Source organism: Caulobacter mirabilis (assembly GCF_002749615.1).
Lineage (GTDB): Bacteria > Pseudomonadota > Alphaproteobacteria > Caulobacterales > Caulobacteraceae > Caulobacter > Caulobacter mirabilis.
Genome location: NZ_CP024201.1, coordinates 3,166,409 through 3,179,835 on the forward strand (window position 1 = coordinate 3,166,409; position 13,427 = coordinate 3,179,835).

The 13,427-nt window shown below is 70.2% G+C and carries 12 protein-coding genes; 6 read left to right on the forward strand and 6 right to left on the reverse strand.

Going from position 1 to position 13,427, the window contains the following annotated elements; translation table 11 throughout:
• The first annotated feature begins 36 nt into the window (after positions 1 to 36).
• Together CSW64_RS15170 and CSW64_RS15175 are read left to right on the forward strand one after the other, a co-directional pair.
• Positions 37 to 390 carry a winged helix-turn-helix transcriptional regulator gene (locus tag CSW64_RS15170; protein WP_099622887.1) on the forward strand — a complete coding sequence of 118 codons (354 nt, stop codon included), beginning with the start codon at positions 37 to 39 and terminating at the stop codon, positions 388 to 390.
• A 154-nt stretch (positions 391 to 544) separates the two neighbouring features.
• Complete coding sequence (locus CSW64_RS15175) at positions 545 to 2,377, forward strand: DUF885 domain-containing protein (protein WP_099622888.1); 1,833 nt, start codon at positions 545 to 547, stop codon at positions 2,375 to 2,377.
• Positions 2,378 to 2,530: 153 nt separating this feature from the next.
• Here the strand turns inward: CSW64_RS15175 and CSW64_RS15180 are convergent, their stop codons facing one another.
• Together CSW64_RS15180 and CSW64_RS15185 are read right to left on the reverse strand one after the other, a co-directional pair.
• The gene (locus tag CSW64_RS15180) at positions 2,531 to 2,956 is read right to left on the reverse strand and encodes an MAPEG family protein (RefSeq protein ID WP_245863725.1); all 426 of its coding nucleotides are present in this window, start codon (positions 2,954 to 2,956) and stop codon (positions 2,531 to 2,533) included.
• A gap of 38 nt (positions 2,957 to 2,994) precedes the next feature.
• Complete coding sequence (locus CSW64_RS15185; RefSeq protein ID WP_099622889.1) at positions 2,995 to 4,914, reverse strand: TonB-dependent siderophore receptor; 1,920 nt, start codon at positions 4,912 to 4,914, stop codon at positions 2,995 to 2,997.
• Between the two features lie 102 nt (positions 4,915 to 5,016).
• Between CSW64_RS15185 and CSW64_RS15190 the strand changes: the two genes are divergently transcribed.
• A complete protein-coding gene (locus CSW64_RS15190) occupies positions 5,017 to 7,113 on the forward strand; it encodes a winged helix-turn-helix domain-containing protein (RefSeq protein WP_099622890.1) in 2,097 nt (698 codons plus the stop codon).
• Positions 7,114 to 7,132: 19 nt separating this feature from the next.
• Here the strand turns inward: CSW64_RS15190 and CSW64_RS15195 are convergent, their stop codons facing one another.
• The gene (locus CSW64_RS15195; RefSeq protein WP_099622891.1) at positions 7,133 to 7,582 is read right to left on the reverse strand and encodes an Lrp/AsnC family transcriptional regulator; all 450 of its coding nucleotides are present in this window, start codon (positions 7,580 to 7,582) and stop codon (positions 7,133 to 7,135) included.
• Between the two features lie 136 nt (positions 7,583 to 7,718).
• Between CSW64_RS15195 and alr the strand changes: the two genes are divergently transcribed.
• The 3 genes from alr to CSW64_RS15210 are packed head-to-tail and all read left to right on the forward strand — an operon-like array spanning position 7,719 to position 10,481.
• A complete protein-coding gene (alr, locus tag CSW64_RS15200) occupies positions 7,719 to 8,834 on the forward strand; it encodes an alanine racemase (protein ID WP_099622892.1) in 1,116 nt (371 codons plus the stop codon).
• Positions 8,831 to 10,087: a D-amino acid dehydrogenase gene (locus CSW64_RS15205; RefSeq protein WP_099622893.1), complete on the forward strand. Its 1,257-nt coding sequence runs from the start codon at positions 8,831 to 8,833 to the stop codon at positions 10,085 to 10,087. Before alr ends, CSW64_RS15205 begins: the two co-directional genes overlap by 4 nt.
• Positions 10,088 to 10,136: 49 nt before the next feature.
• Positions 10,137 to 10,481 (forward strand): RidA family protein, encoded by a 345-nt coding sequence (locus CSW64_RS15210; RefSeq protein WP_099622894.1) that lies wholly within the window; start codon positions 10,137 to 10,139, stop codon positions 10,479 to 10,481.
• Positions 10,482 to 10,563: 82 nt separating this feature from the next.
• Here CSW64_RS15210 and CSW64_RS15215 read toward each other — a convergent pair whose 3' ends face one another.
• The 3 genes from CSW64_RS15215 to CSW64_RS15225 all read right to left on the reverse strand — a co-directional run bounded on the left by CSW64_RS15215 (position 10,564) and on the right by CSW64_RS15225 (position 13,349).
• A complete protein-coding gene (locus CSW64_RS15215) occupies positions 10,564 to 11,130 on the reverse strand; it encodes a hypothetical protein (RefSeq protein ID WP_216361187.1) in 567 nt (188 codons plus the stop codon).
• A gap of 75 nt (positions 11,131 to 11,205) precedes the next feature.
• Complete coding sequence (locus CSW64_RS15220) at positions 11,206 to 11,904, reverse strand: ankyrin repeat domain-containing protein (protein ID WP_216361188.1); 699 nt, start codon at positions 11,902 to 11,904, stop codon at positions 11,206 to 11,208.
• Positions 11,901 to 13,349 (reverse strand): amidohydrolase family protein, encoded by a 1,449-nt coding sequence (locus CSW64_RS15225; protein ID WP_099622895.1) that lies wholly within the window; start codon positions 13,347 to 13,349, stop codon positions 11,901 to 11,903. The genes CSW64_RS15220 and CSW64_RS15225 overlap by 4 nt, the downstream gene beginning before the upstream one ends.
• Positions 13,350 to 13,427: the final 78 nt, after the last annotated feature.

Below are 13,427 nucleotides of genomic sequence, written 5' to 3' on the forward strand. Positions count from 1 at the left end.
CCCAACCTCCATCGACGCCCCCGGCCAGGAGCCCGCATGCCGCTGAAGGTCCGCAAGAACAGGGCTCCCGAACCCTATCCCGAATGCCCGCTGGCGGTGTGCATGTCGCTGATCAGCGGCGCCTGGACGCCACACGTGATCTGGTACCTGAGCGCCGGCCCGCGACGCTTCGGCGAGTTGCGCCACGACATGCCCGCCGTCTCGGCCAAGGTCCTGACCGCCCGGCTGCGCGACCTGGAGAAGCGCGGGGTGCTGTCGCGGTCGGTGCATCCCACCTCGCCGCCCTCGGTCGAATACGCCCTGACCCCGCTCGGCCGGGAGCTGATGCCGGCGATCCAAGCCATCGTCGAGATCAGCCGGCGCCTCGCCGATCAGCGCTCCGCAGACTGATTGACCGCCTGCACGACCAGATCATGCAGGAGGCCTGCGGAACTCGCCGCAGCTGAAGACCATCGCCGGCCCGCACAGTGGCCCTGGCGGCGCTCGCGTCCCGCGCCGAACCTGACTAGGGTCCCGCCGGTCAGCTTTCGAAGGGGATTTTCTGATGCGGCTTTCGCGGCGTGATTTCGGACTTGGCGTTGCGGCGGCGGCGCTTGCGCCTGCTCTCGCCATCGCGCGGACGACGACCGCGGGGTCGCCGATCGACCAGAAACTCACCGCCTACCTCGACCAGGCCTTCGAGCAGGAACTGGCCATGGATCCCCAGTGGCTGGCCCGGCTCGGCCGCAAAACGCAGTACGACAAGCTGACCGATCAGTCCGAAGCGGCCCTGGCGCGGAACCTGGCCTGGCGGCGCAAGAGCGTCGCGGAGATGAAGCGCCGGTTCGACCGAGCCAAGCTCGGCGAGGACGCCCGCACTTCCTACGACATCTGGGCGCTCGAACTCGACCGCGCCGAGGAGGAGCACCGCTGGCGGGGCCACGCCTATGTCTTCGGCCGGGGCGGCGCCCACACCGGCCTGCCCAACTTCATGATCAACGTGCATTCGGTCAGCGAGCCGGCGGACATGGAGGCCTATGTGGCGCGCGTCGCCGCCATCGGCCCGGCTCTGGACGTGGAGCTCGACAAGGCCCAGCGGGCCGCGGCGGCCGGCGTACGGATGCCGCGCTTCGCCTATGACCAGTCGCTGCTGGACGCCCGCCGGGTGACCACCGGCGCGCCGTTCGACGGCGGCGCCGACGCGGCTCTGTTCGCCGACGCCAAGGGCAAGATCGCGGCGCTGCGGACGGCGGGGAAGATCGACGACGCCAAGGCCGCGCAACTGAGCCAGGCCGTCTCGACGGCGATGACCTCGCGCATGAAGCCGGCCTATGACCGGCTGACCGCCTGGCTGACGGCGGATCGTGAGAAGGCCTCGCCCGAGCCGCAGGGCGCCGTAGCTCTGCCGGACGGCCGCGCCTTCTACGACGCCATGCTGCGCCAGCAGACCACCACCAGCCTGACCGCCGACGAGATCCACGCCCTGGGTCTGTCCGAGGTCGCCCGGATCCGCGCCGAGATGGAGACGCTCAAGGCCAAGATCGGCTTCTCCGGGACGTTGGAAGAGTTCTTCGTCTTCATGCGCAGCGACGACCAGTTCTACGTCTCCAACGACGCCGCCGGCCGCGCCCGGTACCTGAAGCTGGCGGAGGGTTATCTGTCGGCGATGGAGGCCGCCCTGCCCCGCTACTTCGGCCGCCTGCCGAAGTCGAAGCTGATCGTGAAGGAGGTCGAGGCCTATCGCGCCGAGCCCGGCGGGGCCGCGCACTACAACGCCGGAGCCGTCGACGGTTCGCGCCCCGGCGTCTTCTACGTCCACCTGGCGGACACCCGCGCGACCCCGACCTACGAGATCGAGGGCACCGCCTACCACGAGGGTTGGCCGGGCCATCACATGCAGATCTCGCTGGCTCAGGAGATGACCGGCGCGCCGGTCTTCCGCACCCAGTACAAGTACGGCGCCTATGTCGAAGGCTGGGGGCTGTACGTCGAGCAGCTGGCCAAGGAGGCGGGCTTCTACCAGGATCCCTACAGCGACTTCGGGCGACTGGGCCGCGAAATCTGGCGGGCGATCCGACTGGTGGTCGACACCGGCATTCACGCCAAGGGCTGGAGCGAGACCCAGGCGCTGACCTTCTACACCGCCAACTCGCCGCAGCCGCTGGCCAAGATCAAGTCGGAGATCCGCCGCTACTTCGTGATGCCGGCCCAGGCCACCTCCTACAAGGTCGGCATGGTCAGGATCCTGGCGCTGCGGGAGAAGAGCCGTCAGGCGTTGGGCGCCAAGTTCGACCTGCGCGGCTTCCACGACGTGGTGCTGGACGCGGGCGCCCTGCCGTTGCCGGTGCTGGAGACCCGCGTCGACCGCTGGATCGCGGAGCGCGCCAAGGCCGCCTAGGGCCCCGGCCGACGATGAAGATCCCCGAGCGCCGGGCGGCTCAAACCCGGCGCTCGGGTAGCGGCATGGCTCGTGGCCTCGTGCCAGCCGGCGCCGGGAGGGGTGGCGCAGACGGTCTGGATGAACCACGGCCTGTGCCGCGTGGCGTCCCTCTCAAAGATCGAACGTCGTGAAGACGAGGCAGGCCATGACGTTGAGCATGGCGAGCAGGCTCGCGGTGTTGCCGACGATCCGGAGGGGATGCATTGGGTTCGCGGCGCTCAGCCCGAACGGATGGATGAGGCGGCCCGCGAGCAGCAGCCCGCCCGAGATATGCAGGTAGATCGCGTCAGCCCGGTTGCCTTCGGCGATGACCATCAGCAGCAGGACGAGCGGCGTCCACTCGATGAAGTTGCCGTGCTGACGGATCTTCTCGTGCAGGGCGGGATCACCGCCGTCGCCGATCGAGACCTTGAGGCCCGAGCGGGTCGCCGTGACGCGAAACCACAGGACCAGGCCCAGGAGGGCCAGCGGCAGCGCGTAGTAAGCGGTCGTTTGAAGGAGCATGGGGTCGTCCTTTTCCAGGGTGTCTTGGGTCAAGGCCGCCGCCGGTTGACGCCAGAGGCGGCGATGCGGGGTCAGAAGGTCGCGGTGATCGTGGCCCGGATGGCGCGGGGCGAGATCGGCCAGATCTCGTCGCGCGAGCCCGCCCACCAGCCGGTCTTGTCGAAGGCGTTCGACATCATCACGCGCAGCAACACGTCGGCGTCCGCCACCTGCCAGCGCCGGCGGACGCCGACGTTGACCATGAGGTTGCCCGGCGCCCGCAGACTGTTCCTGGCGTCGACCCAGCGCTCGGCGTCGTAGGTGACATAGGCATCCGCCGACCAGCCGGGCGCGAAGCTCAGGTCCTGCTCCAGGCTGGCCATGGCCCGGAACTCCGACAGCCCGGCGGGCTTGCCGCCGATCACGCCCGTGCGGACCATGTCGCCCTCGATCTCGGCGTCGAGCCAGAAACCGCCCAGGACGACATTGGTCCCCGGACGCAGCTGCCCTGCGAGCGACCCCTCCACGCCGCGATGGGTCACCTGGCCCACCGTCCCGAAGGAACCGTCCGCGCGGAAGCCGGTCGTCGGCTTCGACAGCTCGAACACCGCGCCGGTGAAGGTCAGGCGCTCGGCCAGGGCGACGCGCACCCCGACCTCCCTCTGCTCGGCCTCGACCGGCGGCAGGACTTCGTTGCGATTGACGGCCGCGGTCGGCGCGACCCCGCTTTCCTCGAGGCCGGTGACCCAGCTGGCGAACAGCGTCGTCTTCGGATTGAGCTTCCAGCTTACCGAGGCGTTGTAGAGCCATCGCTCTTCCTGACGTTCGGAATGGGCCCCATCCAGCGCCGTCACGGCCTTTTCGTAGTGCGTGCGATGCGCGCCCATCCGCAGGGTCAGAGCCTCGCCGGCCGCCAGGTCGTACATCACGCTGGCCGTCGCCTGTTCGACCTGGTCCTGGATCCGCCGCCCGTCATCATGAGGAGCCGGCGGCCGGCCGTATTCCGGACGACGGGACAGGTCGACCGCCCCGAGATTGACGCGCGCGCCGCCGACCGTCTCCGCGTCCGAGCCGCGCCAGCGCACCGCCCCGCCGAACCGGTGCGTCAGGGCTCCAGCGGCGACGGTTCGGAACACCCGAGCTTCCATCGAATCCGACACGAACGCCCGCTCCGGCGTCGTGAACAGCGTCGCCGTCCCGAGGCCGTTCGAGCCGACCCGCAGCAGGGTGTAGTCGGTCTGCTTCGGCGCGTAGGAGGCGCGGAAGGCCGATGCGGCCCAGGCCCAGTCTCCCGATCCGCCGTCCAGGATGACGCCGCCGGTGATCTCGCGCGATTTGAAGCGGGCCCAGTCCGGGGAGAAGTTCTGACGCTTCATCATCGGCTCGGGCAGCGTCGGCCCGTCGAGGACGACGCCGTAGTCGCCGCTGTAGGTTCGATCGACCGCGCTCAGCAGCGCTCGGACCCGGAAGGCCTGGGACGGTTCGTAGCGAGCGACGACGCCTCCTTCGTAGATCGCGCCGCCCATCCCCATCCCCCACTCCGCGTCCGGACGAGCGATGACGTTTGCGCTCAGACCCTTGGTCCCGTCCTGGCTGACCCACCGACGCGAGACGTCGAGGACGAAGGTCTCGTAGTCGCGGAAGCCGGTCGTCACGCGCCAGCCCGAGGTCCCGACGGTGTCGCGCAGGCGATAGTCGACCACGCCCGACGGGGACGGATAGTCGAGGCGGGCGCCGCTGGCCCCGACGCGGACGCTGACCCCGTTCAGCACCGTGTCGCTGATCATCCCGCTACGGACGACGTAGCTGCCTTCGATCCGGTAGGCGCCGGAGTTCTGCAGGTCGAAACCGCGAACGTTGCCTTCGCCATAGAGGCCGACCTGCTCGAGGCCGATGCGTTCGCCGAAGGCGTCCACCGCCCTTCGCGTGACGCTCTCCTGAGCGATCGCCGGGGCGGCGATCGCCAGGGACAAGGGGGTTAGGACGAGGAGGCGGGCGTTCGGAATGCGCATCGGCGGGTCCCATCAAGATGGCTGGCAATGACCGCCGCGATAGACGAGACTGGCGCCCTGAGAACGAGGGCGGGGGCCCGATCTTGAGCCGATGATTTTCCGATGAACGACCTGTCAGCTCTGCTTCGCAGGCCGATCGAACTGGTGTCCGAACCGCCGTTCCAGCTCGGGACGGGCATGGTCCATCCCGCCTCTCTCGAGGTGGTCTGGCCCGACGGCGGTTGCAAGCTCGAACCCCGGGTGATGCAGGTTCTGGTTGCTCTGAATCATCGGCGCGGCGCTCCGCTCAGCCGCGAGGACCTGTCTCAGCTCTGCTGGGGCGGGCGCGTCGTCGGCGACGACGCCCTGGTGCGCTGCATCGTCAAGCTGAGAAAGGCGTTTCAACGCGACCCGGCCGTGGAGATCGGCAGCATCCCCAAGATCGGCTACCGGCTACGTCTCCTATCCGTCGCTCCCGGGACGACGGAGACCGAGATGACGCCGTCGCCGACGCCCGCGCCTCGTCCCGACGGACGCCCCTCCCCCTGGGTCCTGGCTGGCGGCGGCGTCGCGATCGCCGCGCTGCTCGTCGGCGCGTTCGTCGTGATGCAGCCGCCGCGCGCGCTCGCCACCGGGACCGTACGCCCCCTGACCTCTGAGCCCGGGGTCGAGAACCACCCCGCCCTTTCGCCGGACGGCCGCCTGATCGCCTACGCAGGCGGCGACGGCCTCGGCGGCCAAAAGGATATCTTCTTACGAGGCGTCGCCGACGGCACGCCGATCCGGTTGACCAGCGCGGCCCAGGACGAACAGGCTCCCGCCTGGTCGCCGGACGGCCGCCGCATCGCCTTCGTCCGCCGGGTCACGGACGCGCCATGCGAGATCCTGGTCGCGCCGGTTCCGCAAGGCGAGCCGCGCGTCGTCGGGCGTTGCGCGGTCGAGGCCGTGACACGCCTGGCCTGGACCCGGGGCGGCGAACTGCTGCTGTCCGACCGACCCACGCGCAACGCCGTACGGCGCATCAGGGCCCTGAACCCCGACACCGGCCAGATGCGGGAGGTCACTTCGCCCCCCGCCGACAGCCTGGGCGACGGCGATCCCATCGTCTCGCACCGCGGCGACCAGCTGGTCTTCCGCCGTCTGTTCTCCTACGGCGTGGGCGATCTCTATACGGCCAAGGTCTCGGGAAGCGGACAGCGGCGGCTCACGCGCGACGGCTGGAAGGCCCTGGGCTACACCTTCACCGCCGACGATCGGACCGTCGTGTTTTCGAGCAACCGCGGCGGCGATTCCGGCCTGTGGTCGGTGGACGTCAAACGCCCGACCAAGCCCGTTCGCCTGAGCGTGGGCCTTCTCGATTTCGGCCGGCTGTCCGCCGACGAGCACGGCCTGCTGGCCGTCGAGGCCACCGACTACCGATCCAACCTGTTCGCCTGGCGCGCGGGCGCCGCGCCGGTCCCTCTGACCGAGAGCTCCAGCAACGACTGGGACCCTGACCTGTCCTCGACCGGCCGGCTGACCTTCGTCTCCGATCAGAGCGGCGGCCCGGAGGTCTGGATCAAGCGCGGCGACGGCGCGCCGACGCGGCTGACGGAGCTGAAGGCCAACTCGGTGTTCTCCGCTCGCTGGTCGCCCGACGGTCAGCGCATCGCCTTCATCGCCGCACGCGAGCGTCGCACCGACGTCTATGTGATCAACGCCGACGGCTCAGGCCTTCGAAAGCTCACCTCGGACGGCGCGACGCGAGACGAACTGGCTTGGGACGCGAATGGCGACATCGTCGCACCCACCCTGAGAAACGCTGGCTGGCGAGCCGAGCGGGTCGACTCTCGCGGACGGATCTCGGCCGTTCCGAACAGCGCCGGGGTTCAGATCATCAAGAACGCGGGCGGGGGGAGCCTCTACGCGCTGAAGCGGGACGACGATCGGCTTTGGCGCCTCGGCCCGGACGGCGCCATCCTCGCCGCGCCGCTGGTCCGCATCAATCGCGAGGCGGCATGGGCGCCGGCAGGCGACGGCGTCTACCAGCTGGCCGGGGCGCCCGGCGGCGACTCCGTTCTGCGCCTTACGTCCTGGTCGGGCGCGGTGCGCGATGTTCAATCGCTCGGAAGGTTCAGCCTGAAGAACAGCCTCGCCGTCTCCCCCGCCGGGGACATCGTCGCCGCCAGGGTGGTTCGCGAAGAGGCGGACCTGCGGGCCATTCGGCTGGCGCGTCAGTGACGCCGGCCTGACGTCGCCCCTAGCCCGCCCGCAGCACCGTGCGGATCGCGAAGCTGGAGTGGATCCGCACCACGCCCGGCAGGCGGGAGAGGATGTCCTTGTGGATGGCCTCGTAATCGGCGGTGCTGCGCGCCACGGCCCGCAGGATGTAGTCGGCGTCGCCGGTCATCAGGAAGCACTCGACGATCTCGGGATGCTGGCGCACGGCCTGTTCGAAGCGGTTGAGGAAGTCCTCGGTCTGCTTCTCCAGGGTGATGCGGACGATGGCGACGACGCCTTGCTCCTCCGCGCCCTCCGCGATCAGCGCGACGTAGCCGCGGATCACCCCGCCCTCCTCCAGCAGCCGCACCCGACGCAGGCAGGCCGAGGGCGACAGCCCGACCTGGGCGGCCAGCTCGTTGTTCGGGATTCGCCCGTTCACCCGCAGGAGGCCTAGGATCTTCCGGTCGAGCGCGTCGAGAGACTGCATGATCGGTCTTTCTCGTAGAATTTTGTTCCGCGAAACTTAGAGCATTGGCACGATCGTTCGTCGATAGGTCAGACATTCGAACATCCTGCGGCCTACTGTGCGGCGTCCGGCGAACCGGCCGGCGGCGGAGACCGCGATGCCCTGCACCGACGATCGCAACAGCGCCGGCCGCCTGACCGTCGACCTGGACGCGCTGGTCCGGAACTACCGCGCCATCGCCGCCCGCACGGCCCCCGTTCCGGTCGCAGCGGTGGTCAAGGCCGACGCCTATGGCCTGGGGGCCGCCCCCATCGCCGCCGCCCTGGCCGCCGCCGGCTGCCGCCACTTCTTCGTCGCCCATCTGCTCGAGGCCCGACGGCTGAAGGACCGCCTGCCAAACGACGCGGACCTGTTCGTGCTCAACGGCCTGACGCCCGGCGCCGAGGCCGAGGCCGCCGATCTGGGCGTGATCCCGGTGCTCAACACCCTGCCCCAGGTCCGCGCCTGGACGGCGCTGGCCGCCGAGCGCGGCGGCGTCCTTCCGGCGGCGATCCAGCTGGACAGCGGCATGTCGCGCCTGGGCCTTGCGCCCGCCGAGCTCGACGCCCTTCTGGCCGAGCCCGTGCTGCTGTCCCGCCTCGACCTGCGCCTGGTCATGAGCCACCTGGCCTGCGGCGACGCGGCCGATGGCGTGGCGAGCGCCGAACAGCTGGCCGCCTTCCTGACCCAGGCCGACCGCCTGCCGACCGCGCCCCGGTCGCTGAGCAACTCGGCCGGCAGCTTCCTGGACGCCCGCTTCCACTTCGACCTGGTCCGTCCGGGGCTGGCCCTCTACGGCGCAGAGCCGCACGAGGTCCCCGGCCGGGCGCTGGAGCCGGTCGTTTCGCTGCAGGCGCGGATCATCCAGCTGCGCGAAGTCCCGGCCGGCGCCCGGATCGGCTACGGCTACAGCTTCGAGGCCCCCCGCCCGATGCGGCTGGCCACCATCGGCATCGGCTACGCCGACGGCTGGCCCCGCGCGCTGAGCAACCGGGGCGCCGCCTGGCGGGGCGAGGCTCGCCTGCCGATCGTCGGCCGCGTGTCGATGGACAGCACCATCCTGGACATCTCCGCCCTGCCCGCCGACGCGCTGGTTGAGGGCGACGACGTCGAGCTGATCGGCCTGCATCAGTCGCTGGACGCCGTCGCGGCCGCGGCCGGCTCGATCACCCACGAGATCCTGACGGGCCTCGGCCCGCGTCTGCATCGCAGCTATCACGGAACCCAGTCATGAAGGTCGCGGTCCTCGGAAGCGGCGTCGTCGGCGTCACGACGGCCTACTATCTCGCCAAGGCGGGCCACGAGGTGACGGTCGTCGACCGTCAGCCCGGCCCGGCGCTGGAGACCAGCTTCGCCAACGCCGGCGAGATCTCGCCCGGCTACGCCTCGCCCTGGGCCGCCCCCGGCATCCCGATGAAGGCGATCAAGTGGCTGATGATGCGGCACGCGCCGCTGATCCTGCGGCCCGCCTTCGACGCCGACACGCTGGGCTGGCTGTTCGCCATGCTCGGCAACTGCACCCAGGCCCGCTACGCCGTGAACAAGGCGCGGATGGTCCGGGTCGCCGAATACAGCCGCGAGCGGCTGATCGACCTGCGCGCCGAGCTGGGCCTGGACTACGACCAGCGCATGCAGGGCACCCTGCAGCTGTTCCGCACCCAGGCCCAGATGGACGGCATCGGCAAGGACGTCGAGGTGCTGCGCGGCATCGGCGTGCCGTTCGAGGTGCTGGACAAGGCCGGGGCGATCCGCGCCGAACCGGGCCTGGCCAAGGCGGACGACGACTTCGTCGGCGGCCTGCGCCTGCCGCTGGACGAGACCGGCGACTGCTTCAAGTTCACGGGCGCCCTGACCGAGCGAGCCAGGGCCCTGGGCGTCGACTTCCAGTTCGAGAACGCCATCGCCGCCATCGAGCATGACGGCCGGGCGGTCACCGGCGTGCGCACCGCCCGCAGCTTGGTCACGGCCGACCGCTATGTCGTCGCCCTGGGCAGCTTCTCGCCGAAACTGGTGCGATCGCTGGGTCTGCGCCTGCCGGTCTATCCGGTGAAAGGCTACTCAATCACCGCGCCGATCGTCGACGCCGACCGCGCGCCGGTGTCGACCCTGCTGGACGAGACCTACAAGGTGGCGATCACCCGCCTGGGCGACCGCATCCGCGTCGGCGGCATGGCCGAGATCTCCGGCTACAACAACAACCTGCCCCTGGCCCGCCGCGCGACCCTGGAGCGGTCGGTCGGCAGCCTGTTCCCCGGCGCCGGCGACCTGAAGGCGGCCAGCTTCTGGTCCGGCCTGCGCCCGATGACCCCAGACAGCACCCCGGTGATCGGCGGCACGCCGCTGCCCAACCTGTTCCTGAACACCGGCCACGGCACCCTGGGCTGGACCATGGCCTGCGGCTCGGGCCAGCTGATGGCCGACCTCGTCAGCGGCCGCGAGCCGGCGATCCGCGCAGACGACCTTTCCATCGCCCGCTACGGGCGTTAGCAGCTATCCAGACTCCCTCGCCAACCCACTCCAGACGAGAAGACAGAAGATGACCATCACCCGCCTTCACTCCGGTCCGCGCATGAGCCAGGCCGTGATCCACGGCGACACCGTCTACCTCGCCGGCCAGGTCGGCGCGCCGGGCGCCAGCGTCACCGACCAGACCAAGGCCATCCTGGCCCAGATCGAGGCCCTGCTGGCCGAGGCGGGCAGCGAGAAGTCGAAGATTCTGTCGGCCACCATCTGGCTGGCCGACATGGCCGACTTCGCCGAGATGAACGTCGTCTGGGACGCCTGGGTCGACGGCAAGGACGCCCCGGCCCGCGCCACCGGCGAAGCCAAGCTGGCCACCCCGGCCTACAAGGTCGAGATCATCGTCGTCGCCGCCCGCTAAGGGCGTTCCGGGACGCCAAATGCGAAAGCCCCTCCTCCGTCGCCGGAAGAGGGGCTTTTTCTTGCGGACGCCGTCGTGGTCCTCAGGACGCGGGCGGCGCGGCGATCGGCACCGGGATCTCGGCGTCGGCGTCGACGTAGACGGTGATCACCTGGCCCTTCTTGATCTCGATGTCCTTGCCCTTCTTGAGCAGACCGAGCGGGCCGAACAGGACGGTCAGGGCCACGGTCGTGCCGACACGGCTGTCGCCCTCGCCGCCCTTCTGGCCGCGCAGGCGGATTCGGGTCTCGCCGACACGCAGGTAGTCGATGCGGACGCTCAGCTCGCCGGCCTGGCCCATCATCTTGCGCTTCTCGGCGTGAGTGACTTCGCCGGCGCCGCGATAGCCGGGCTTCAGCGACAGGCCGCCGGCCAACGGCACGCTGTCGTCGAGGCTGAGCGAAAAGCGATCGCCCTCGGCGGCGCTCTTGGACGACAGGTCGTCCTCGAACCGCATGCGCAGTTCCGTGCCTTCCGGAATGACGACGGTCTGAACCGCCGGCGCCGCGACCGGCGCAGGCGCGACGGCCGATGCGGCTTCGACGGCCAGCACGGCCGTCGGCATGGCGAGCAGACAGGCTGCCGCCAGCAAGGTGGTCTTGAAGTTCATATGGCTCCCCCCGAGCGTTGAACTCCCCGTGTCGCATCTTCGACCCTCGCCGTCCAGCGCGGCGGGCCGCCGCTCCTACCGGCCGCCGGCGGCGGCCAGGATTGCTCCGATCTCGGAGAATTCCTGATCCCGGGCGTGGCGCAGCGGAGTCACCCCGTCGCGGTCGGCCAGGTTCGAGTCCGCCCCCGCGTCGATCAGGAGCCGGACGATGCGCTGGTGGCGCTCGCCGCCGTCGCCGAGGATCACCGCCTCGATCAGCGCGGTCCAGCCCAGGTTGTTGACATGGTCGACGTCCACGCCGGCCGCGATCAAGGTCCGCACGGTCTCGACATGTCCCCTTTCCGCCGCCGGGATCAGGGCCGTGCCGCCGTAGCGGTTGGTGCTCTTGAGATCCGCGCCGTGGGCAAGGGTCAGCTTCAGGATCTCGAGACGCCCCCGCGCGCCGGCGTAGAGGTAGGGGCTGTCCTGGATGTGGTCCTTGGCGTTCACGTCGGCGCCGGCCTCGATCAGGATCCGGGCCGCCTCGACCTGGTCCCCGTGCGTCGCGACCAGCAACGCGGTTCGACCCTGGCCGTCGCGCGCGTCGATCGGCGCCCCGCCAGCGAGGAGCGTTCGGATGGCCGCCGCATCGCCCTTGGCGGCGGCTTCATGGAGTGTCGCGGACGAGGTCATCTCCCTGCCACAGGCTGAAAGCGGATAGGCGACCAGGCCAAGCAAGGCCGAGGCCAGCAGCGTCACGGTCCTGCGCGTGCGGCGGACCGGTCGCGCCGTCACTTCCGCGCCTCGGCGTTCCAGGCGGCGACCTTGGCGCGGGCTTGCGCCAGCAGGGCGTCGAGCGCCGCGCGATCCTGAAGCGCTCCCCGCAGCACGACCGCATGGATCGCCCGGGTCGCGCCGATATCTTCCAGCGGGTTGCGGTCGAGCAGCACCAGATCGGCGGCCTTGCCGGCCTCGACGGCGCCGTAGCGGTCCAGCTTGCCGAACCAGGCCGGGCCCGCGCGGGTCGCCGAGGACAGCGCCTGGGCCGGCGTCAGCCCCTTGTCGACGAACAGCGCCAACTCGTCATGCAGCCCGATCCCCGGGTAGTTGAACGAGTTGAGGAAGCCGGCGTCGGTCCCGGCCATGATGGTCACGCCCGCCGCCTGCAGCATCGGCAGCACCGCCGCCTCGCGCTCGAAACGGGCGTGACGCAGGGCGATCGCCGCGGCGTCGGCCTGGGCCGCCCTCTGCACCCGCCAGTCGTAGGTCTTGCGCAGCTTCGGCCCGATGTAGGCGAGATAGGGGTCGTTCTCGTGGCTGTCCTGATCGAGGAAGGCGATGATCCGACCGCCGTTGAGCGTTGGGGTCACGAAGACGCCCCTGGCCGCCATATCGCCATAGGCCGCCATCGCCGTCGCCGCGTCGAAGCCCTCGTCGAGGCGGCGACGAGCTTCGGTCCGGTCGATCCGGCCGGCGGCGAAGTCGGCCGCCACGGCCGCCTCGTCCTTCGCCCCGGCCTTGTAGGCGTAGTCCAGGTGCTCGATCGAGCTGATCCCCGCGTCCATCGCCTGGCGGACGGTCAGCGCCATGGGGATATGGCCGGACGTCCGCAGCCCGGCGGCCCGTGCCTGCTTCACCGCATAGAGGAACAGTTCGGGCTTCAGCGTGCTGTCGGTGATCTTCACGAAGTCGACGTCCAGCGACTTCAGCCGCGCCACCGCCTGGTCGACGTCGGCTTCGGATCCGGTCTCCAGCGTTCCCTTCCAGACCGGCTTTACGCCTTCGATCTTCGGGCCGGAGCTGAGCAGGGTCGGCCCGAACAGCGCGCCGCGGGCGATCTCGCCCCGCCAGGCCAGGACGTCGTACGGCAGGTCGCCGGAGGCGTCGCGCACAGTGGTGATCCCGTGCGCCACATAGAGCGGCAGCAGCGCCTTGTTCTCGTCGATCAGCTCCGGACCGCCGCCGAAGTGGACGTGCATGTCCCACAGGCCGGGGATCAGATAGCGGCCGCCGGCGTCGACGGTGCGGTCGGCCGTCCAGCGCTTCGTCAGGTCGGCGTCCGGCCCGACGGCGAGGATCCTGTCGCCCCGGGTCACGACCGCCTGGCCCGGAACCAGCCTGGCCTGCTCGACATCCACGACCGTCGCGTTGCGGATCAGCAGGTCCGCGCGTTCCTGGGCGCCGACCTGGCCGGCGACCAGCGACAGGGCGACGGCGGCGACCGCGGCGAGCAGCTTCATGGACGGACCTCCGGGGACGAGCTTCCACTGTCCGTATCGCCCGCGTCGACCATTCTCAAATGGGATATATTGATATCC